Source organism: Streptomyces sp. JNUCC 63 (genome assembly GCF_054366325.1).
In genome coordinates, this window is sequence record NZ_CM135963.1 from 2,494,512 (window position 1) to 2,515,551 (window position 21,040).

21 protein-coding genes and 1 pseudogene are annotated in these 21,040 nt (G+C 70.5%); 8 read left to right on the forward strand and 14 right to left on the reverse strand.

The window, feature by feature from the left end:
* Positions 1–15: 15 nt before the first annotated feature.
* Positions 16–1,446 (forward strand): pyruvate kinase, encoded by a 1,431-nt coding sequence (gene pyk, locus ACX25U_RS11135; RefSeq protein WP_454391096.1) that lies wholly within the window; start codon positions 16–18, stop codon positions 1,444–1,446.
* A gap of 99 nt (positions 1,447–1,545) precedes the next feature.
* Here the strand turns inward: pyk and ACX25U_RS11140 are convergent, their stop codons facing one another.
* From ACX25U_RS11140 to ACX25U_RS11155, 4 genes are all read right to left on the reverse strand, one after another.
* Complete coding sequence (locus ACX25U_RS11140; RefSeq protein WP_454391098.1) at positions 1,546–2,967, reverse strand: hypothetical protein; 1,422 nt, start codon at positions 2,965–2,967, stop codon at positions 1,546–1,548.
* Positions 2,957–3,505: a DUF6114 domain-containing protein gene (locus tag ACX25U_RS11145; RefSeq protein WP_454391099.1), complete on the reverse strand. Its 549-nt coding sequence runs from the start codon at positions 3,503–3,505 to the stop codon at positions 2,957–2,959. The genes ACX25U_RS11140 and ACX25U_RS11145 overlap by 11 nt, the downstream gene beginning before the upstream one ends.
* A gap of 131 nt (positions 3,506–3,636) precedes the next feature.
* The gene (locus tag ACX25U_RS11150) at positions 3,637–4,272 is read right to left on the reverse strand and encodes a DUF6230 family protein (protein ID WP_454391101.1); all 636 of its coding nucleotides are present in this window, start codon (positions 4,270–4,272) and stop codon (positions 3,637–3,639) included.
* Positions 4,273–4,951: 679 nt separating this feature from the next.
* On the reverse strand, positions 4,952–5,923 hold the full coding sequence (locus tag ACX25U_RS11155) for a tetratricopeptide repeat protein (RefSeq protein ID WP_454391103.1): 972 nt from the start codon (positions 5,921–5,923) through the stop codon (positions 4,952–4,954).
* A 231-nt stretch (positions 5,924–6,154) separates the two neighbouring features.
* On the opposite strand from ACX25U_RS11155, the gene ACX25U_RS11160 reads away from it, so the two are divergent.
* Complete coding sequence (locus tag ACX25U_RS11160) at positions 6,155–6,769, forward strand: TetR/AcrR family transcriptional regulator (RefSeq protein ID WP_454391105.1); 615 nt, start codon at positions 6,155–6,157, stop codon at positions 6,767–6,769.
* A 71-nt stretch (positions 6,770–6,840) separates the two neighbouring features.
* On the opposite strand, the gene ACX25U_RS11165 is transcribed toward ACX25U_RS11160, so the two are convergent.
* The 8 genes and pseudogenes from ACX25U_RS11165 to ACX25U_RS11200 all read right to left on the reverse strand — a co-directional run bounded on the left by ACX25U_RS11165 (position 6,841) and on the right by ACX25U_RS11200 (position 11,045).
* On the reverse strand, positions 6,841–8,541 hold the full coding sequence (locus ACX25U_RS11165) for an acyl-CoA mutase large subunit family protein (RefSeq protein ID WP_454391107.1): 1,701 nt from the start codon (positions 8,539–8,541) through the stop codon (positions 6,841–6,843).
* 74 nt (positions 8,542–8,615) lie between these two features.
* Positions 8,616–8,957, reverse strand: coding sequence for a DUF3817 domain-containing protein (locus tag ACX25U_RS11170; protein ID WP_454391109.1), 342 nt, complete (start codon positions 8,955–8,957; stop codon positions 8,616–8,618).
* Between the two features lie 55 nt (positions 8,958–9,012).
* Positions 9,013–9,522, reverse strand: coding sequence for a MarR family winged helix-turn-helix transcriptional regulator (locus tag ACX25U_RS11175; protein ID WP_454391111.1), 510 nt, complete (start codon positions 9,520–9,522; stop codon positions 9,013–9,015).
* Between the two features lie 11 nt (positions 9,523–9,533).
* Positions 9,534–9,782: pseudogene (locus tag ACX25U_RS11180) on the reverse strand (MFS transporter); the annotation flags it as partial.
* A 23-nt stretch (positions 9,783–9,805) separates the two neighbouring features.
* Positions 9,806–10,009: a toxin-antitoxin system HicB family antitoxin gene (locus tag ACX25U_RS11185; RefSeq protein ID WP_454391113.1), complete on the reverse strand. Its 204-nt coding sequence runs from the start codon at positions 10,007–10,009 to the stop codon at positions 9,806–9,808.
* A gap of 150 nt (positions 10,010–10,159) precedes the next feature.
* Entirely contained in the window at positions 10,160–10,387 is a 228-nt protein-coding gene (locus ACX25U_RS11190; RefSeq protein ID WP_454391115.1) for a hypothetical protein, read from the reverse strand.
* 23 nt (positions 10,388–10,410) lie between these two features.
* A complete protein-coding gene (locus tag ACX25U_RS11195; RefSeq protein WP_454391117.1) occupies positions 10,411–10,704 on the reverse strand; it encodes an MTH1187 family thiamine-binding protein in 294 nt (97 codons plus the stop codon).
* A complete protein-coding gene (locus ACX25U_RS11200; RefSeq protein ID WP_454391119.1) occupies positions 10,701–11,045 on the reverse strand; it encodes a DUF3817 domain-containing protein in 345 nt (114 codons plus the stop codon). Before ACX25U_RS11200 ends, ACX25U_RS11195 begins: the two co-directional genes overlap by 4 nt.
* 194 nt (positions 11,046–11,239) lie before the next feature.
* Here ACX25U_RS11200 and ACX25U_RS11205 point away from each other — a divergent pair, with 194 nt between their 5' ends.
* The 4 genes from ACX25U_RS11205 to ACX25U_RS11220 all read left to right on the forward strand — a co-directional run bounded on the left by ACX25U_RS11205 (position 11,240) and on the right by ACX25U_RS11220 (position 13,893).
* Entirely contained in the window at positions 11,240–11,872 is a 633-nt protein-coding gene (locus tag ACX25U_RS11205; RefSeq protein WP_454394205.1) for an AIM24 family protein, read from the forward strand.
* A 1-nt stretch (position 11,873) separates the two neighbouring features.
* Positions 11,874–12,524: an AIM24 family protein gene (locus ACX25U_RS11210; RefSeq protein WP_454391121.1), complete on the forward strand. Its 651-nt coding sequence runs from the start codon at positions 11,874–11,876 to the stop codon at positions 12,522–12,524.
* Positions 12,521–13,324: an AIM24 family protein gene (locus ACX25U_RS11215; RefSeq protein ID WP_454391123.1), complete on the forward strand. Its 804-nt coding sequence runs from the start codon at positions 12,521–12,523 to the stop codon at positions 13,322–13,324. Before ACX25U_RS11210 ends, ACX25U_RS11215 begins: the two co-directional genes overlap by 4 nt.
* A 92-nt stretch (positions 13,325–13,416) precedes the next feature.
* Positions 13,417–13,893 (forward strand): MarR family winged helix-turn-helix transcriptional regulator, encoded by a 477-nt coding sequence (locus tag ACX25U_RS11220; RefSeq protein ID WP_454391125.1) that lies wholly within the window; start codon positions 13,417–13,419, stop codon positions 13,891–13,893.
* A gap of 222 nt (positions 13,894–14,115) precedes the next feature.
* Here the strand turns inward: ACX25U_RS11220 and meaB are convergent, their stop codons facing one another.
* The gene (gene meaB, locus ACX25U_RS11225; protein WP_454394207.1) at positions 14,116–15,072 is read right to left on the reverse strand and encodes a methylmalonyl Co-A mutase-associated GTPase MeaB; all 957 of its coding nucleotides are present in this window, start codon (positions 15,070–15,072) and stop codon (positions 14,116–14,118) included.
* A 96-nt stretch (positions 15,073–15,168) separates the two neighbouring features.
* Positions 15,169–16,386 (reverse strand): acetyl-CoA C-acetyltransferase, encoded by a 1,218-nt coding sequence (locus ACX25U_RS11230; RefSeq protein ID WP_454391127.1) that lies wholly within the window; start codon positions 16,384–16,386, stop codon positions 15,169–15,171.
* 147 nt (positions 16,387–16,533) lie between these two features.
* Here ACX25U_RS11230 and mce point away from each other — a divergent pair, with 147 nt between their 5' ends.
* Both mce and scy read left to right on the forward strand, forming a co-directional pair.
* Entirely contained in the window at positions 16,534–16,974 is a 441-nt protein-coding gene (gene mce, locus ACX25U_RS11235) for a methylmalonyl-CoA epimerase (protein ID WP_454391128.1), read from the forward strand.
* Between the two features lie 210 nt (positions 16,975–17,184).
* Entirely contained in the window at positions 17,185–21,033 is a 3,849-nt protein-coding gene (gene scy / locus ACX25U_RS11240) for a polarized growth protein Scy (protein ID WP_454391130.1), read from the forward strand.
* The last annotated feature ends 7 nt before the right edge of the window (positions 21,034–21,040 follow it).

The following is a 21,040-nucleotide window of genomic DNA, read 5'->3' on the forward strand; positions in this document are numbered from 1 at the left end:
CGATAGGATCGCCCCATGCGCCGTTCGAAAATCGTCTGTACTCTCGGCCCCGCGGTCGACTCCCACGAGCAGCTCGTCGCCCTGATCGAGGCGGGCATGAACGTGGCCCGTTTCAACTTCAGCCACGGCACGCACGCCGAGCACCAGGGACGGTACGACCGCGTCCGCGCCGCCGCCAAGGAGACCGGCCGGGCCATCGCGGTCCTCGCCGACCTGCAGGGCCCGAAGATCCGCCTGGAGACCTTCGCCGAGGGTCCGGTCGAGCTCGAGCGGGGTGACGAGTTCACCATCACCACCGAGGACGTCCCGGGCGACAAGCACATCTGCGGCACGACGTACAAGGGACTGCCGGGCGACGTCTCGCGCGGCGACCAGGTCCTCATCAACGACGGCAACGTCGAGCTGAAGGTCCTGGACGTCGAGGGCCCGCGGGTGAGGACGATCGTCATCGAGGGCGGCGTCGTCTCCGACCACAAGGGCATCAACCTGCCCGGCGCGGCGGTGAACGTGCCGGCGCTGTCCGAGAAGGACATCGAGGACCTGCGCTTCGCGCTGCGCATGGGCTGCGACATGGTCGCCCTGTCCTTCGTCCGGGACGCCAAGGACGTCGCCGACGTGCACCGGGTCATGGAAGAGGAAGGCCGCCGCGTCCCCGTCATCGCCAAGGTGGAGAAGCCGCAGGCGGTGGAGAATATGCAGGACGTCGTGATGGCGTTCGACGGCGTGATGGTCGCCCGCGGGGACCTGGCCGTCGAGTACCCGCTCGAGAAGGTCCCCATGGTGCAGAAGCGCCTGATCGAGCTGTGCCGGCGCAACGCCAAGCCGGTGATCGTGGCGACCCAGATGATGGAGTCGATGATCACCAACTCGCGGCCGACCCGCGCCGAGGCCTCCGACGTGGCCAACGCGATCCTGGACGGCGCCGACGCGGTGATGCTGTCGGCCGAGTCGAGCGTGGGCGCGTATCCGATCGAGACCGTCAAGACGATGTCGAAGATCGTCAAGGCGGCCGAGGAGGAACTGCTCTCCAAGGGCCTGCAGCCGCTGGTGCCCGGCAAGAAGCCGCGTACACAGGGCGGTTCGGTGGCCCGTGCCGCGGCCGAGATCGCCGACTTCCTGGGCGGCAAGGGCCTGGTGGCCTTCACCCAGTCCGGCGACACGGCCCGCCGGCTCTCCCGCTACCGCGCGGTCCAGCCGATCCTGGCGTTCACCACCGACGAGTCCACCCGCAACCAGCTGGCGCTCAGCTGGGGCGTGGAGCCGCACGTGGTGCCGTTCGTCAACAGCACCGACGAGATGGTCGAACTGGTCGACCAGGAGATGATCAAGCTCAACCGCTTCGCCCCCGGCGACACGGTCATCATCACCGCCGGCTCGCCCCCCGGCGTCCCCGGCACCACCAACATGGTCCGCGTCCACCACCTGGGCGGCGGCGACCGCGACTGACCGCGCACGCGGCCGTCTTCCACGGCACTGAGGGCGCCCCCCGCGAACTGGGGGCGCCCTCTGGCGTGTCGCGGCTCCCGGACGGGCCGGTGCGGACGCTCAGCCGGTGGTGAAGACGTGCATGCCGGGGACGTGCAGGTTGCCGCCGAACTGGGCTGCCTGGACCACGTGGACCTTGGTGAAGTAGATCAGCGGGATGTTCAGCGGGGGCGGGTTGTCCGGGCTGAACGTGACCGGGATCAGGCCGAGCAGGTTGCCGGAGATGCTCTCGGTGTACATCACCGTGTCGCCGCCGGTGATCGTGGACTTGGAGCCCCTGGCCGCCTGCACGTGGTAGGTCTTGCCGGACTGCTTGTCCTTCACCGTCTGGTGCAGGTCGCCGATGTCCGTGCCCTTGGAGATGACGTACTTCAGCACCTTCTTCACGGTGCCGTTGGCGGTCCTGACCTCGACGATGCCCTGGTAGTCGGCGCCCTTCAGGGTCAGCGAGCTGGCGTCCAGGTACCAGGGGTCGTCGGCCAGCAGCACCTTGTTGTCCACGCCGCCCACGGCGTCGGTGGCGACCGGGCAGTCCTTCAAGTCCGTCGCGGCGCTCGCGGACGGGCTCGGCGAGGCGGTGGCCTCGTCGGCCGCGCCGGCTGCGTCCTCTACGGCCTTCCTGGCGTCCTCGGCCGCCTTGGACGCCGTGTCGGTCGTGCCCTTCACGGTGTCCTCGACCGTGCCGGTGACCTTCTCGGTGGTGTCCTTGACGGTGTCGGACGCGCTCCTGCCCGCGGAGCCGGAGGAACTGTCCGTGGCGTCCTTCGTCCCGTCCGCCGAGGGCGTGGCGGAGGCGGACGGCGTGGCGGAGGCGGACGGCGTGGCCTCGGAGGCGGAGGACGCCTCGGAGTCCGACTTGCCGCCGGTGAGGATGCCCCCGAGCGCGTCGCCGACGGTCTCCAGCAGGCCGCCGCCCTTGCTCGCGGACTCCGACGGGGCCGACGTGGCGGCGTCACCGGCACCCGAGCCGCCCGGCTTGCTCTCCGAGGCGGTGGCAGACGGCTTGGGCGCGGCCTTGTCGTCGGAACCTGAATCCGACGAAGAGGACGTACCCGAAGAGCTCTTGTCTCCCTTGTCCGCCGTGTCCGCGGAGGACGTCGCCGAGGGCGTCGGCTCCGCGTTGCCGTCCTTGCCGTCCTTGCCGCCCTCGGCGGACTCACCGGCGCTCGCGGAGGCGGACGGCGTCGGCGAGGCCGAGGACTCGTCCTTGGAGTCGTCCAGCGCCGCGACGCAGTCCTCGTACTCCTTGATCGTCAGGTTCTTGGCGGACGGCGTCGAGGAGTTGTTGTCGGCGACGGCGAGCGTCGACGTGAACCCCATCCCCACGAGGACCGCCGTCGGCATCGCCGCCATGGCTATGGCCTTGCCTGCCGGCATGTGGAACCTGGTGAACAGCGGCTTCTTGGGTGCCGCATGGCGGGGCCCGGTTCTCGCACGGGACTCGTCCACCTCAGTCCCGTGGGCCACCTCGTCAGCCGGCACTTTGCCTCCCGTTCGCCCCGTTGGCCGGGCTCGTTCCTGACAGGTCGTTCGACTCGCTCATCCCGTCCACCGCCGTCTCGGTCGCGGCCTCCGGAGCACCGCCCTGGACCGGGCCGTCCTCCTCGACGCTCTCCGGCGCGGGCGGCACGCCCTCCGCCCACGCCACGGCCATCGCGCCGCCGATGAGCGCGAGCAGGAAGCCGACGACGAAGCCGCCGAAGTTGGACACGGGGATGGACACCAGCGCCAGCAGGATCGCCGCGACACCCGCGAAGACCCTGATGTGCTTCTGGAACCAGAGGCTGATGCCCAGGACGACGAGCAGCACGCCGATGATCAGGGAACCGGCTCCCGCGGTGGTCGCCATCGCCAGGGTCAGGTGACCGAGCTGGAGATGGGCGTACGGGAAGTACATGATCGGAAAGCCGCCGAGCAGGACGAGCAGCCCGGCCCAGAACGGACGTGTGCCCCGCCAGGCGCGGAACTGCAGCCTCCGGCGGGTGAACTGGCCGGATACGGCAGGAGTCTCGGCGCTCATGGAAAACAGCTCCCTGGTGCGGCGTTGCTGTGATGAGGGTGGTGCTTCGCGGTGTGGGGGGTGTGTGAAGGAGCGGGCGGAGGGTGGAACGGGCGGGGGCGCCGTCGGCTCCCCCGCCCATCACCGAGTGCCTAGTAGCACTCCTTGGCCTTCGTCGACAACGACATCTTCAGGCCGCTCAGCTCGAAGGTTCCGGCGGTGGTCGCCCACGCCGTCTGCTTCACGTCGGTCAGCGTGGCCTTCTCGGCCTGCTGGGCGAACCCGAACGGGTTGGCCTGCTCGCTGCCGCCCTTCATACCCGGGCCCTTGCGGGCGTCCTTGGCCGCAACACCGATGTCGATGTTGCTGAACGTGGCGTCGGCCTGGAGGTCGGCGACGTCGATGTAGATGTTGTGGGCCTTGACCGGGGTCTTGCCGCCGCCGGCCTTGAGGATGAGGCTCACCGAACCGAAGACCGGAACGTTCGGGGTGACCACGGACTGGCAAAGGTTCGTGATCTTGGCGTCCGTGAACGCCGACACAGCGACGGGGTGCACCGTCTCCTTGCCCTCGAGGGTGTACCCCTTGTCGACCGCCCCGTACTGAGAGAACCCCTCACCTTCCAGCCTGTCGGCCGACACCTTGAACGACTGACCCGACACGCTGAACGACGCGGCGAGGGCACCCTGCGCCAGGGCCACGCCTATCGCTGCCGTGGCGGCCACGCTGGGCACCATGACCACAGCGAACCGCTTCCATCTGGTCCCGCCACGCACCTGGGACTCCATATTTCCTCCTTCTCGGACGTACATCTCCTGCTTCCGGCTCGCCGCCGGTCGGCGGCTCGGCCGGGCAGGGATGGGAGAAGTGCTACGCCCTCGGGAAGGAGAGCGCCCGTGCTCGGTGGCGCGAACCACGTCCGAATCACCGGCGATCACCCCCGAGCGACAACCACTGGTCGCGCCTGACACACATCACGCACAACCTTGCTGGACAGGCTCCGCCGCAAAGCGAAGACCCCCCTGCCCAAGGGACGGCGCCACTGCCGCCGGCCCTGCTCGGTGGGGACCCAGACACCCCGCGCCCCGACCGGCTGCCGGGATTACGGGAACGGACCGAGCGTCGCCGATCGTGGTGCATTCTCGCCGCCCGCACAAGGGGGTTCGTTACTGGCTAGTAACGGCCGGATCACCGGGACACGACTCACCGGTCCCGGATGGCGACACTCGGTGGCAACACAGGGCAGAACAAAACGGTTGACCCTTGGACGGAACCGGGCAGAACCATGCCCTCGACTTACTCCCAGTAACAGCGGCCGCGTTTACCAAGTTTTGGTAAAGCGCGGCCGCATTGACGCCTCGTCGGCCAATCTTTCACTCGGGCATCACAGGCCCTGGCGTTTAACGACTGGTCAGCACAAGGCCCTTGACCCGGACACCCGGACCGGAACCCGGGCCGGAGCCCGGCTCAGAACAGCGCCCGCGCCAACGCCCGGCGCGCCGCCGTCACCCGCGGGTCCTCGGCCCCCACGACCTCGAAGAGCTCCAGCAGCCTCAGCCGCGCCGCGTCCCGGTCCTCACCGGCGGTGCGCCGCACGGTCTCGATGAGCCGCCCGAACGCGTCCTCGACGTGCCCGCCCACCAGGTCCAGGTCGGCGGCGGCGATCTGCGCCTGTACGTCGGTCGGCCTCTCGGCCGCCTCCTTCCGCACCCGCTGCGGGTCCGCATCCTGCACCCGCTGGAGCAACTCAGCCTGGGCGAGGCCCAGTTTGGCCTCCGGGTGGGCCGGGTCGTCGGCCAGTACGTTCTTGTACGCCTGGACGGCGCCGCCCAGGTCACCGGCGTCCAGGGCCTGCGCGGCCGCGTTCAGCAGCGAGTCGTACGGGCCGGCCGGGACCTGCGGGGCCGCCTGGCCGCCCGGCTCGGCGTCCGGATCGACGGTCAGGCCGGTCAGCCCGAAGCGCTGCTCGGCGACCTGCACCAACTGGTCCAGCGTCTGCCGGATCTGCGCCTCGCCCGCGGCCCCCTGGAACAGGGGCAGGGCCTGGCCCGCGACCACCGCGAAGACCGCGGGGATTCCCTGGACTCCGAACTGCTGCATCAGCAGCTGGTTGGCATCGACGTCGATCTTGGCGAGGAGAAAGCGTCCGTCGTACTCGACGGCCAGCCGCTCCAGGACCGGGCTCAGCTGCTTGCAGGGCTGACACCATTCGGCCCAGAAGTCGATGACGACGGGCACCTCGGCAGAGCGCTGCAAAACGTCGCGCTCGAACGTGGCCTCCCCGACGTCGATGACGAGATCGGCCGGGGAGACCGCCCCCGCGCCGCCCTCCCTGGCCGCTTGCGCGCGCACCTGCTCCGCTTTCGCCTTTGCCTCCTGGGCCGCTTTCACCGCGGCGAGGTCGACGACTCCGCTCATGGACATGTTCCGTGGCTGCATGCGTCTATCCTCCCCCGTTCGGCGCGCGCATGTGAAAACAGCGGTGTACGGTTCGGCGCCGGGTCCCCACCGGGCGCCTGATGGTCGTCGTGCGTGGTCGTCGCTCGGGCGCGGGCTCACGCCCACGCTTTCGCTACGACCCGTAGCGTAATGGCGCTGAGTGCATCCGCGAAACCCCACCCCGGTGATCTCCCTCACGACCGCGCAGGATCAGCCGGTTAGGGTCATGGCATGCAGAGCCGCACCCAGTCCGCCCGCGTCGGCCGCCCGCGCAGCGCCGCCGCGGACGCGGCGATCCTGGCCGCCACCCGGGCGGCCCTGGTCGAGCTGGGCTGGTCCAAACTCACCCTGGGGGACGTGGCCACCAGGGCCGGGGTCGCGAAGACGACGCTGTACCGCCGCTGGGCGGGCAAGAACGAACTCGTCGTCGACGCCGTCGCCGAGCTCTTCGACGAACTCCGCCTCCCCGACCGCGGCAGTCTCGCCGCCGACATCGAGGGCGTGGTCCTGCAGTTCGCGGCGCTCCTGGCCCGCCCGGAGGCCAGGAGCGGCCTGATGGCGGTGGTCGCCGAGTCCACCCGCGACGAGGCCCTGCGGGAGCGTATCCGCACCTCCATCGTCGACCGCCAGAAACGCCTGGTCCTGGAGGGCCGCGCCCGCGCCCAGGCCCGCGGCGAACTCCCCCCGGAACCGGCCCCGGAAGAAGCCGCCCGCACAGCCGACCTGATCTTCGACATGGTCGCGGGCGCGGTGGTCCACCGCACCCTGGTCAGTGCGGAACCGGCGGACGAGGACTGGGTACGGAACTTCACGCGGGTGCTGTTGCTGGGACTCACCTCGTCGTAGCTGCGGGCAGTCGCGCCTCCCCGCAAGCGCGGGCAGGCACACCCACCCGGCGCCCACCCCAACTCCGGTCACTAGAATCCCGCAGGCTCTGTGTACACCCCCCACTCCTCCCGCAGCGCGCCACAGATCTCGCCCAACGTCGCCTCGGCACGCACCGCTTCGAGCATCTGCTCGATCATGTTCGCCCCGGAGCGCGCAGCGCTCAGCATCCCGTCCAGTGCTGAGCGCACAGCGGCCTCGTCCCGCCCGGCCCTGCGCTCACCCAGCACCCGGACCTGCTCCCGCTCCACCTCATGGCTCACCCGCAGGATTTCCAGATCCCCGGTCACCGACCCGGTGTGGACGTTCACCCCGACGACCTTCTTGTCGCCCTTCTCCAGCGCCCGCTGGTACCGGAACGCCGACTCCGCGATCTCCCCCGTGAACCACCCGTCCTCGATCCCTCGCAGGATCCCGGACGTGATCGGCCCGATCGGGTGCTGCCCGTCGGGGTGCGCCCGCAGCCCCCGCTCCTTGATCTGCTCGAAGATCTTCTCCGCGTCCGCCTCGATCCGGTCCGTCAGCTGCTCGACGTACCACGAACCGCCCAGCGGATCGGCGACGTTGGCGACACCCGTCTCCTCCATCAGCACCTGCTGGGTGCGCAGCGCGATCTCCGCGGCCTGCTCGCTGGGCAGCGCGAGGGTCTCGTCGAGCGCGTTGGTGTGCAGCGAGTTGGTGCCGCCGAGCACCGCCGCGAGCGCCTCCACGGCCGTGCGCACGACGTTGTTGTACGGCTGCTGGGCGGTCAGCGAGACTCCCGCGGTCTGCGTGTGGAAGCGCAGCCACTGCGCCTTCTCGGACTTCGCGCCGTACACGTCCCGCATCCACCGCGCCCAGATCCTGCGCGCCGCGCGGAACTTGGCGATCTCCTCGAAGAAGTCGACGTGCGCGTCGAAGAAGAAGGACAGGCCGGGCGCGAAGACGTCGACGTCCAGGCCTCGGCTCAGCCCCAGCTCGACGTACCCGAAGCCGTCCGCCAGCGTGTACGCCAGCTCCTGTGCGGCCGTCGCCCCCGCCTCGCGGATGTGGTAGCCGGAGACCGACAGCGGCTTGTAGGCGGGGATGCGGGAGGCGCAGTACTCCATCAGGTCGCCGATGAGGCGCAGGTGCGGCTCGGGCTGGAAGAGCCACTCCTTCTGCGCGATGTACTCCTTGAAGATGTCCGTCTGGAGCGTGCCGTTGAGGACGGAGGCGTCCACGCCCTGGCGCTCGGCGGCGACCAGGTACATGCAGAAGACGGGGACGGCCGGCCCGCTGATCGTCATGGAGGTGGTGACGTCGCCGAGCGGGATGTCCCTGAACAGCACCTCCATGTCGGCCGCCGAGTCGATCGCCACCCCGCAGTGGCCGACCTCGCCCAGCGAGCGCGGGTCGTCGGAGTCATGGCCCATGAGCGTCGGCATGTCGAAGGCGACCGAGAGCCCGCCTCCGCCGTTGCCGAGGATCATCTTGTAGCGCTCGTTGGTCTGCTCGGCGTTGCCGAACCCGGCGAACTGCCGGATCGTCCAGGTGCGCCCTCGGTAGCCGGTCGGGTACAGACCGCGGGTGAAGGGGTACTCCCCGGGCCAGCCGATCCGCTCGAAGCCCTCGTACCTGTCCCCGGGTCGGGGTCCGTACACCGGCTCCACGGGGTCGCCGGAGAGCGTGGTGAAGTCCGCGTCGCGCTTGCGTGCGGTGTCGTACCGGGCCTGCCAGCGGCGGCGGCCTTCCTCGATGGCGTCAGCGTCCATACCCTCGAATTTACTAGGACGTCCAAGTAAATGTCGACGGCTGACCGCCGTACGGCGTTCGTACGGCGGTGTGGTTACGCCTCGGCGACCGCGGGAGCCTCGTCCTGCGCGAGCTTGGACTCCAGCTCGTGGGTGATCCTGCGCTCGACGAAGAAGGCGGCGGTCGGGATGGTCCCGGCCAGCAGGACCCACAACTGCTTGGCGACCGGCCACTTCGCCTTGGAGCCCAGGTCGAAGGCGAAGATGAGGTAGACGACGTACAGCCAGCCGTGCGCGATGCCCACCAGGCGCGTGAAGTCCGCCGCGCCGTTGATGCCGAGCATGTACTTGCCGATCATGCCGAGAACCAGCAGGACCAGCAGCACACCAGTGACGTAGGCCATGACACGGTAGCGGGTCAGCACGCTTCGTTTCATGGAGACGAGCGTAACCGCCCGTTCCGGGAGATCTTGCCCCGGGTCGCCTCTCGCGTCAGTCCTCCTCGAAGTCGTGCGCGGCGATCCGCAGCGGGCGCAGCATCGCGAAGATCTCCGCGCACTCCTCGGCGTCGTAGGCCCCGAGTCCGAAGTCCATCGCCATCAGGTCGCGGGTGGCCGACTCGACCACCTCGCGGCCCTTGTCGGTGATGACGGCGAGCGTGCCGCGCCCGTCGTTGGGGTTGGGGCGCTTGGCCACCAGGCCGGACTTGACCAGGCGGTCCACCGTGTTCGTCACGGATGTGGGGTGGACCATCAGGCGCTCGCCGATCTTGGACATCGGCAGCTCGCCGGCCTTGGAGAACGTGAGCAGCACCAGGGCCTCGTAGCGCGCGAACGTCAGCCCGTACGGCTTGACCACCGCGTCGACCTCGGCCAGCAGGATCTGGTGGGCACGCATGATCGAGGTGATCGCGGCCATGGAGGGTACGTTTCCCCAGCGCTGCTTCCAGAGCTCGTCGGCACGGGCGATGGGGTCGAAGGGGAGACTGAGGGGCTTCGGCACGTCACCAGACCCTACCCGTCGGTCATATCGTGGTCAGCTCTGTCTCGCCTTTCGGTCCTGCGGGCGGCCACGGCGAGACAGGCGCAGCAGGCCGTCCCCAGCACGCCGGTACCCGCCACCGTGGCCGTCACCCCGGCGAACTCCGCCGCCACCCCGGCCAGCGCCATGCCCACCCCCTGGATCGTCATGAGCCCGGCGGTGAGCAGCGTCATCGCCCGGCCGCGCAGCTCCTCCGGCACGGCCCGCACGAACCACCAATCGTTCCGGGCAGGGGCCGGGTCCTTCAGGGCCGGGGGAAGTGCCGGCTCCCGCGTGGCGGGGCAGGGGTGGCCGGATCGCCGCCGGGGCGGCTCGGTGTCCCGCCCGACTCCACGGTGCGTCGCACAACGGCGACGAGCCACGAGTTCAGGGAGCGGTCGTCGTCGGCGGCGGCGGCCTTCGCCTGGTCGTGCAGATCGTCGGGAAGTCGCACGTTTATGTGCTTCATGGTCCCATTGTCAAGCTAGAAAGGGCGGGATCCTCCGCCCCCGGCGATCAGCCGGTGCCGGAGGGGCGACAGCGGCCACCGGCCGCTCGAGCGCCCGTGAACCTCAACCCACCCGGGTTGGAATCCCCCTCTTTTGAGAGGGGGAGGATGTCAATGGTCCAGGCCCAGCCTGTACGCCGCCCCGGCGCCCGATAGCAGGAGGAGGAAGACGGGGAGGTTCGGGTGCAGGGTGTAGCCGAGGTACGGCAGCAGCGTGAGGCAGACCACGACCCCTTCCGCCATCACGCGGGTGCGGGCCCGCACAGCTGCGGGCAGTCGTGCCGCCGGCGGCACGGGTGGGCGCAGCGGCACCCCGCGAGCGCGGGTGAGCGCACCCATCCCCACAGAGCAACGCCGGGTGCCTAGTCCGCGAGGTGCCTCTCGACCGTCTCCACCTTGGCCGTGAGACCGTCCGTCACGCCGGGGCGGATGTCCGCCTTGAGGACCAGGGAGACCCGCGGAGCACGTGCCTCCACCGCGGCTACGGCGCGTTTCACGACGTCCATGACCTCGTCCCACTCGCCCTCGATGGAGGTGAACATCGCGTCGGTGCGGTTGGGGAGGCCGGACTCGCGGACGACCCGGACCGCGTCGGCCACATGGGAACCCACGTCCTCACCGACGCCCAGCGGCGTCACGGAGAAGGCGACGATCACGCGTTCACGACTCCTTCGTGGCGGGCGCGGGAGGCGATCACCGCGTCCTCGGCCTCCCGCTTGAGCTTGCGCTCGGCGAAGAAGCCGCCGGTCGGCAGGACCGAGAGGACGAAGTAGAGGGCGGCGGTCTTGAACGACCACTTCGCCCGGTTCCACGCGTCGGCCCAGAAGATCACGTACAGGATGAACAGGATGCCGTGGATCGCGCCCATCACGGGCACCGCGTTGAAGTCCGTGGTCCGCTTCAGGACCGAGCAGACCAGGAGCAGGAGGAAGGAGACCGCCTCTGGGCCGGAGACCAGGCGGAGGCGGCGGAGGGCGGTGGCGGTCTTGATGTCCACGGGTCACCTTCGGTGGGAGACGGGCTGACGCAGCTTGTGAATGTGAGCACAAGCATTCGTCCATTGTGGCAAATCGTCGGGTGAGGGCGGGGAGGGGGGTGGGCGCGGCCGACCCTTAAGGGTGCGATCAGGGTCGTTCTCCCTCGCGGACCCTGTCCGCCTCCCCCGTCCGCCGCTACCGTCGCTTCGTGACGATGTTCCGACTTCAAGGCAGCAGAGTGCTCGCCGTCGACATGACCGGGGACGCCGTGAAGGCGAAGAACGGGTCGATGGTCGCGTACGACGGACAGATGTCCTTCAAGAGGCTGACCGGTGGTGGCGAGGGCCTGCGCGGCATGGTGACCCGGCGGCTCACCGGTGAGCAGATGACCGTGATGGAGGTGCGGGGGCAGGGGACCTGCTGGTTCGCCGATCGGGCGTCGGAGATCAATCTTGTGCGGCTGTCCGGGGACAAGTTGTACGTCGAGTCGAGCAATCTGCTCGTGACGGAGGCCGGGCTGAGGACGGGGACCACGTTCACCGGCCTGCGTGGCGCCTCGCAGGGCAACGGGCTGTTCACGACCACGGTCGAGGGACACGGGCAGGTGGCGATCATGTCGGACGGGCCGGCGGTCGTGCTCAGGGTGAGCCCGCAGTATCCGTTGATCGTCGATCCGGGGGCGTACATCGCGCATCAGGGGAACGTGCGGCAGTCCTTCCAGTCCGGTGTGACCTTCCGCACCTTCCTCGGGGAGGGCGGCGGAGAGGCCTTCCAGATCCGGTTCGAGGGGGACGGGCTGGTGTACGTGCAGCCGAGCGAGCGGAACACGATCGCGGGTGATGTGTGAGATGGCGTTCCGTGAGATCAACTCCAGGATGGTCGAGGCGACGGTCGTACCGGGGCAGCGGCTGTTCAGTCAGCGCGGGGCGATGCTCGCCTACAAGGGCGATGTCTCCTTCACTCCCAACATCCAGGGCGGTCAGGGCGGTCTGATGTCGATGATCGGGCGCCGGGTGGCGGGCGAGGCCACCCCGCTGATGACCGTGGAGGGCAGTGGCACGGCCTACTTCGGGCACGGCGGCCATCATGTGCACGTGATCGGCCTGACGGGTGACACGCTGTATGTGGAGGCGGACCGGCTGCTCGCCTTCGAGGGCACGCTCGAGCAGGGGACGATGTTCATGGGCTCGCAGGGCGGGGTCATGGGCATGGTGCGGGGCCAGGTGACGGGTCAGGGGCTGTTCACGACCACGCTGAGGGGCCATGGGGCGGTGGTCGTGATGGCGCACGGCGGCGTCTTCGAGCTGCCGATCACCCCGCAGCGTCCGGTGCATGTCGACCCGCAGGCCTACGTCGCCCATCACGGCGACGTCCGCAACAAGCTGTCCACCGCGCTGGGCTGGCGCGAGATGGTGGGCCGCGGCTCCGGGGAGGGCTTCCAGCTGGAGCTGAGCGGCAACGGCATGGTCTACGTCCAGGCGTCGGAGGAGAAGCTGTGAGCGCGTACGGAACGCCCGGTGCCGGGCCCGTGGTCCACGACCCGACGACCCTGCCGGCCGACGACAACGTGAACCCGTACACCTTCTGCGTGGACCTCAAGGGGAGCCAGTGGTTCCTGCAGAAGGGGAAGATGATCGCCTACTACGGGTCGATCGAGTTCAACGGCATCGGGCACGGCCGGCTGGACCGTCTGGTCCGTACCGCCTTTCATTCGCCTCTGCACGCGAGCGACTGGGTGGTGGCCGAGGGTTCGGGGCGGATGCTGCTCGCCGACCGGGCCTTCGATGTCAACTCCTTCGACCTGGACGACGGCAATCTGACCATTCGCTCCGGCAATCTGCTCGCTTTTCAGCCAACTCTCGCACTCAAACAGTCGATCGTGCCGGGCTTTCTGACGCTCATCGGAACCGGGAAGTTCGTGGCCGCGTCCAACGGGCCGGTGGTGTTCATGGAACCCCCGATCCGGGTGGACCCGCAGGCGCTCGTCGGATGGGCCGACTGCCCGTCCCCGTGCCATCACTACGACCACGGGTACCTGACCGGCGTATGGGGCGGTCTACGTGCGATGACGGGCCTCGGGCCGGTCTCCGGAGAGGAGCATCAGTTCGAGTTCGTGGGAGCCGGCACGGTCCTGCTGCAGTCGAGCGAGACCCTCATGGCCGAGCAGGCCGCGGGGGTACTCCCGGACGAGCCCGGGGTACCCGGAGCCGGGAGGGTGTCCAGAACCGGCGGACAGCAAGCCGGCGCACCGAGCCTTCCCGGACAGCTGGGAGGGCTCCAGCGTCGCTTCGGGCTGTGAGCGGTAGTCTGCGGAGTGTGACTTCGAACGCGTGCGCACAGTCACACCACCCTCACTAGTTCGCCTTTCAACTTCTTAGGTAGACTTCATTCATGGAGACCGAGACGGCCACGCGCTGGCTGACCGATGCGGAGCAGTGCGCCTGGCGCACCCACCTGGAGGTCAACAGGCTGTTGACGTACCAGCTCGAAAAGGACCTGCAGCCGTTCGGCCTGACAATGAACGACTACGAGATCCTGGTGAATCTCTCCGAGTCGGAGGACGTACGGATGCGGATGAGCGACCTCGCGTCCGCCACCCTCCAGTCCAAGAGCCGCCTCTCGCACCAGATCACGCGTATGGAGAACGCGAATCTGGTGCGCCGTGAGAACTGCGAGTCCGACCGCCGGGGGCTGTACGCGGTCCTCACCGAGCACGGCTTGGAGACCATGCAGAAGGTCGCGCCGCATCACGTGGCGTCCGTGCGGAGGCATTTCATCGATCTGCTGGACCCCGAGGCGCTGATGGAGCTGGACAAGGCGCTGAAGCCGGTCGCCGAACACCTGCGGGACCAGCGGGGCCGGATGTAGCACTGTTGCCCGGCCTGCGGGCAGTCGTGCCTCCCCCAGTGCTCGAGCGAAGCCGAGAGCCTGGGGGAGGGTGAGCGCTGGGGGTACCCCCTGCTCGAAGAGCTCGGGGGAGGTACCCCGCCGGCGCGGGTGAGCGCACCCACCCCTGGCACCAACACCGCCGCACAGAGCAGGCAGGCGGGGCCCCAAGGAGCCCCGCCCGTTGTTCTTGCCCGCAGCCGCCTAGGCGTTTGTCAGGCCCGCCACCAGTTCGTCCGCCGCGCCGTACGGGTCCAGCTCTCCCGCCACGATCCTCTCCGCGAGAGCGGTCAGGCGGCGGTCGCCGTGGAGGTCGCCGATGCGTTCGCGGAGGGCCGTGACCGCGATCGTCTCCACCTCACGGGCGGCACGGGCCCGGCGCCGCTCCGCCAGGATGCCTCGCTCCTCCATCCAGGCGCGGTGCTTCTCCAGGGCCTCCACGACCTCGTCGACGCCCTCGGCGCGGGCCGCCACCGTCTTGACGATGGGCGGGCGCCAGTCGCCGGGGCCGCGGGCCTCGCCGAGGCCCAGCATGTGGTTCAGCTCGCGGGCGGTGGCGTCCGCGCCGTCACGGTCGGCCTTGTTGACGACGAAGACGTCGCCGATCTCCAGAATGCCGGCCTTGGCCGCCTGGATGCCGTCGCCCATGCCCGGGGCCAGCAGGACGACCGAGGTGTCCGCCTGGGAGGCGATCTCCACCTCCGACTGGCCCACGCCGACCGTCTCGACCAGGATCACGTCGCAGCCCGCCGCGTCCAGCACGCGGATCGCCTGCGGGGCGGCCCAGGCGAGGCCGCCCAGGTGACCGCGGGTGGCCATGGAGCGGATGTAGACGCCCGGGTCGGAGGCGTGCTCCGACATGCGGACGCGGTCGCCGAGCAGGGCGCCGCCGGAGAAGGGCGAGGACGGGTCGACGGCCAGGACGCCGACCCGCTTGCCCTGCTTGCGGTACGCCGTCACCAGCGCCGAGGTGGACGTCGACTTGCCCACGCCCGGGGAGCCGGTGAGGCCGACGACGTAGGCGTTGCCGGTCAGGGGCGCGAGCGTCCGCATGACCTCCCGCAACTGCGGGGACGCCCCCTCCACCAAGGAGATCAGCCGGGCCACGGCCCTCGGCCGGCCTTCCCTGGCCTGGGCCACCAGAGAGGAGACGTCCTGCATCACAGCTCCGTTCACGTGATCCTCGTACGCCGTGCGCGTACGAGGGGGTCGTACGAGAGGGGTCGGTCGAAAGGGGGCTTGCGCCTTCGGTACCCGTTACGCCTTCGGTACCCGGACGATCAGCGCGTCACCCTGACCGCCGCCGCCGCACAGCGCGGCCGCGCCGACCCCGCCGCCGCGCCGCTTCAGCTCCAGGGCCAGGTGCAGTACGAGACGGGCGCCGGACATCCCGATCGGGTGACCCAGAGCGATCGCACCACCGTTCACGTTCACCTTTTCGGTGGACACGCCGAGGTCCTTCATTGACTGCACGGCGACCGCGGCGAACGCCTCGTTGATCTCGATGAGGTCGAGGTCGGAGACCTCCAGGCCCTCCTTCTTCAGGGCGTGCAGGATCGCGTTGGACGGCTGGGACTGCAGGGAGTTGTCCGGTCCCGCCACATTGCCGTGGGCGCCGATCTCGGCGATCCAGTCCAGGCCCAGCTCCTGCGCCTTGGCCTTGCTCATCACGACCACGGCGGCGGCGCCGTCGGAGATCTGCGAGGAGGAGCCGGCCGTGATCGTGCCGTCCTTGGCGAAGGCCGGGCGCAGCTTGCCCAGCGACTCCGCGGTGGTGTCGCCGCGGATGCCCTCGTCCTTGCTGAACAGGGCCGGGTCGCCCTTGCGCTGCGGGATCTCCACCGGGGTGATCTCGGCCTCGAAGACGCCGTTCTTCTGCGCGGCGGCGGCCCGCTGGTGGGACAGGGCGGCGATCTCGTCCTGCTCGGCGCGCTCGATGCCCAGGCGGGTGTTGTGCTTCTCCGTCGACTCGCCCATGGCGATGCCCTCGAAGGAGTCGGTCAGGCCGTCGTGGGCCATGGCGTCCAGCACCTGGACGGCGCCGTACTTGTAGCCCTCGCGGGACTTGGGCAGCAGGTGGGGGGCGTTGGTCATGGACTCCTGGCCGCCGGCGACGACCACGTCGAATTCACCCGCGCGGATCAGCTGGTCGGCCAGCGCGATGGCGTCCAGGCCGGACAGACAGACCTTGTTGATGGTGAGCGCCGGGACGCTCATCGGGATGCCGGCCTTGACCGCGGCCTGGCGTGCCGGGATCTGTCCCGTCCCGGCCTGGAGCACCTGCCCCATGATGACGTACTGCACCTGGTCGCCCCCGATCCCCGCACGGTCGAGGGCGGCCTTGATCGCGAAGCCGCCGAGGTCGGCTCCCGAGAAGGACTTGAGCGAGCCGAGCAGTCGTCCCATGGGCGTACGGGCGCCCGCGACGATCACCGAGCTGTTCGTTCCGGACGTTCCTGAGGTTCCAGAAGTCATGAGCTGCGATCCCCTTCCGGCTGGAGAGCCGAGGAGTGAACGAGGGTTTACTTCGAATGTACTGAGGGGTAGTCCACCCCGTCATCCGGCGGCGAGTGTGATCGCGCGCACGTTGCGTAACCACCCGATGCGCGCTGCACTGAATCCATGCTGACGCGAATCGACCACATCGGGATCGCCTGCCACGACCTCGACGCGACCGTCGAGTTCTACCGGGCCACGTACGGCTTCGAGGTGTTCCACACCGAGGTCAATGAGGAGCAGGGCGTGCGCGAGGCCATGCTCAAGATCAACGAGACGTCCGACGGCGGGGCGTCCTACCTGCAGCTTCTCGAGCCCACCCGCGAGGACTCCACCGTCGCCAAGTGGCTCGCGAAGAACGGCGAGGGCGTGCACCACATCGCCTTCGGTACGGCAGATGTCGACGCAGAGGCCGCGGACGTCCGCGCCAAGGGCGTACGCGTTCTGTACGACGAGCCGCGACGTGGCTCCATGGGGTCACGGATCACCTTCCTGCACCCCAAGGATTGTCACGGTGTGCTGACAGAACTGGTCACTTCAGCGCCTGTTGAGTCGGCTGGGCACTGACCCACGTACAAAAGGGCCGGTAGGGTTGGGGGCGGTCGTGTCCCAAGCGGGTACGGCCGCTTTCCGGGGTCCGGGTTTCGGGGGACGTGCGTCGGGGCAGCAGCCCGTGCTCCGCCGTTGATCTGACACCATTCCCCGGGGGCCCCGTTCGGCGGATGGACGGAGCTCGTTTGGACAGGCTTGCGACCAGGGGACGGATGGGACCGCGCAGTGCGGGGCTACGAACGCCAGGAGCGAGAGCCGGCGGCTGACGTCGACCACCTCTCTCGGTTCGAGGCCGAGATGGAGCGGCTGAAGACCGAGCGGGAAAAGGCGATCCAGCACGCCGATGACCTCGGCTACCAGGTCGAGGTGCTGCGCGCCAAGCTGCACGAGGCGCGCCGCACCATCATGTCCCGGCCCGCCTACGACAGCGCCGACATCGGCTACCAGGCCGAGCAGTTGCTGCGCAACGCGCAGATGCAGGCCGACCAGATCCGCGCGGATGCCGAGCGCGAGCTGAGCCAGGCCCGGACGCAGACCCAGCGCATCCTCCAGGAGCACGCCGAGCAGGCCGCGCGGCTGCAGGCCGAGCTGCATCAGGAGGCGGTGACCCGCCGCCAGCAGCTCGACCAGGAACTCGCCGAGCGCCGGCAGACCGTCGAGTCGCACGTCAACGAGAACGTGGCGTGGGCCGAGCAGCTGCGCGCCCGCACCGAGCAGCAGGCCCGCCGCCTGCTCGACGAGTCCCGCGCGGAGGCCGAACAGGCGATGGCCGCCGCCCGCGCGGAGGCCGAGCGGCTGGCCGCGGAGGCCCGGCAGCGGCTGCAGAGCGAGGCCGAGGCGGCCCGCGCGGAGGCCGAGCAGATCCTGCGCCGCGCCCGCACCGACGCCGAGCGGCTGCTGAACGCCGCCTCCACCCAGGCCCAGGAGGCCACCGACCACGCCGAGCAGCTGCGCAGCTCCACGGTGAGCGAGTCGGACGCCGCCCGCCGCCAGGCCGCCGAGCTGAGCCGGGCCGCCGAGCAGCGCATGGCCGAGGCCGAGGAGGCGCTGCGCAAGGCGCAGACCGAGGCGGAGAAGCTGGTCGCCGAGGCCGAGGAGTCCGCGTCGAAGGCGCTGACCAGTGCCGAGGCGGCCAACGAGCAGCGCACGCGCACGGCCAAGGAGCAGGTCGCCCGGCTGGTCGAGGAGGCCACCAAGGAGGCCGAGACCACCAAGTCCGAGGCCGAGCAGCTGGTCGCGGACGCCCGTGCCGAGGCGGAGAAGATCGTCGCGGAGGCCGCCGAGAAGGCCCGTACGATCACCGCCGAGGAGAGCGCGACCCAGCTGTCCAAGGCGGCGAAGACCGCCGAGGACGTGCTGAACAGGGCGTCGGAGGACGCCCGGCGGACCACCGGGGCCGCGGCCGAGGAGGCCGAGCGGATCCGCAAGGAGGCCGAGGCCGAGGCCGACCGGCTGCGCGCCGAGGCGCAGAGCATCGCCGAGCAGCTCAAGGGCGCAGCCAAGGACGACACCAAGGAGTACCGCGCCAAGACGGTCGAGCTGCAGGAGGAGGCCCGCCGGCTGCGCGGCGAGGCCGAGCAGCTGCGGGCCGACGCGGTCGCCGAGGGCGAGCGGATCCGCGCCGAGGCCCGGCGCGAGGCCGTGGTGCAGATCGAGGAGGCGGCCAAGTCCGCCGAGGAGCTGCTGGCCAAGGCCAAGGCGGACGCCGACGAGCTGCGCTCCACCGCGCAGAGCGACAGCGAGAAGGTCCGCACCGAGGCCATCGAGCGGGCCACCACGCTGCGCCGGCAGGCCGAGGAGACCCTGGAGCGCACCCGCAAGGAGGCCGAGCGGCACCGCGAGGAGGCCGCCGAGCAGGCCGAGTCGGTCCGGGCGGACGCCGAGCGGGCCGCGCGCGAGCTGCGCGAGGAGACCGAGCAGGCGGTGGCGGCCCGGCGGGCGGAGGCCACCGAGGAGCTCACCCGGCTGCACACCGAGGCCGAGGAGCGCCTCGCCGCCGCCGAGCAGGCGCTGGCCGACGCCCGCGAGGAGGCGTCCCGCATCCGCCGTGAGGCCTCGGAGGAGGCCGAGCGGCTGCGCGGCGAGGCCGCCGAGCGGATCCGGACGCTGCAGCAGCAGGCGGAGACGGAGGCCGAGCGGCTGCGCACCGAGGCCGCCGCCGACGCGTCCGCCTCCCGCGCGGAGGGCGAGGCCGTCGCCGTACGGCTGCGGTCGGAGGCCGCGGCGGAGGCCGAGCGGCTCAAGACGGAGGCCCAGGACACCGCGGACCGGGTCCGCGCGGAGGCCCGGGCCGCGGCCGAGCGGCTGGGCACGGAGGCGTCCGAGACGCTGGCCGCCGCCCAGGAGGAGGCGGCCCGGCGCCGCCGCGAGGCCGAGGAACTCCTCGGTGCCGCGCGCGACGAGGCCGACCAGGAGCGCGAGCGGGCCCGCGAGCAGAGCGAGGAGCTGCTGGCCTCCGCGCGCAAGCGCGTGGAGGAGGCGCAGGCCGAGGCCACCCGTCTGGTGGAGGAGGCCGACCGGCGCGCCACCGAGATGGTGTCCGCCGCCGAACTCCACGCCCAGCAGGTACGGGACTCCGTGGCCGGGCTGCACGAGCAGGCGCAGGAGGAGATCGCCGGGCTGCGTTCGGCCGCCGAGCACGCGGCGGACCGTACCCGCCGGGAGGCCCAGGAGGAGGCGGACCGGGTCCGCGCCGATGCCTACGCCGAGCGGGAGCGGGCCAGTGAGGACGCGGGCCGGCTGCGGCGCGAGGCGCAGGAGGAGACCGAGGCCGCCAACGCGCTGGCCGAGCGCACGGTGTCCGAGGCGATCGCGGAGGCGGACCGGATCCGCGCCGATGTCGCCGAGCACGCCCAGCGGGTGCGCACGGAGGCCTCCGACGCCATCGCGCAGGCCGAGCAGGACGCCTCGCGCACCCGCGCGGAGGCCCGCGAGGACGCCAACCGCATCCGCTCGGACGCGGCGACCCAGGCGGACACGCTCATCTCCGAGGCCCGGTCGGAAGCGGAGCGGCTGCAGTCGGAGACGGTCGCGGAGGCGGACCGGGTCCGGGTCGAGTCCGTCGCCAAGGCGGAGAAGCTGATCTCGGACGCCACCGGGGACGCGGAGCGGCTGCGTGCCGAGGCCGCCGAGACGGTCGGCTCCGCGCAGGCGCACGCCGAGCGGATCCGCAAGGAGTCCGAGCGGGTCGGGGCCGAGGCGGAGGCGGAGGCCGAGCGGCTGGTCTCCGCGGCCCGCGCGGAGGCCGAGCGGACCCTGGACGAGGCCCGCAGGGACGCCAACAAACGGCGTTCGGAGGCCGCCGAGCAGGTCGACACGCTCATCACGGAGACCACGGCCGAGGCCGACAAGCTGCTCACCGAGGCGCAGGCGAGCGCGGTCAAGACGAAGGCGGACGCGGAGTCCCAGGCCGACACGATGGTGGGCGCGGCCCGCAAGGAGGCCGACCGGATCCTGTCCGAGGCGAGGGTCGAGGGCAACACGACGGTGGAGAGGGCCCGTACGGACGCGGACGAGCTGCTCGTCGGCGCCCGCCGGGACGCGACCCAGATCCGGGAGCGCGCGGAGGAGCTGCGCGAGCGCCTGACGAGTGAGATCGAGGAGCTGCACGAGCGGGCCCGCCGCGAGGCCGCCGAGACGATGAAGTCGGCGGGCGACCGCTGCGACGCGCTCATCAAGGCGGCCGAGGAGCAGCTGGCCAAGGCGCAGGCCAAGGCCAAGGAGATCGTCTCGGAGGCCAACTCCGAGGCGGGCAAGGTGCGTATCGCCGCGGTGAAGAAGGCCGAGGGGCTGCTGAAGGAGGCCGAGCAGAAGAAGGCGACGCTCGTGAAGGAGGCCGAGGAGCTGAAGGCCGAGGCGATCCGCGAGGCGCGGCGCACGGTCGAGGAGGGCAAGCGCGAGCTGGAGGTCCTGGTGCGCCGGCGCGAGGACATCAACGCCGAGATCTCCCGGGTCCAGGACGTCCTGGAGGCGCTGGAGTCGTTCGAGGCTCCGTCGTCCGGAAAGGACGGCGGGGTCAAGGCGGGCGCGACGGTGGGGGCACCCCGGTCGGGTGGCAAGTCGTCAGACGGCTAGCCTTAGG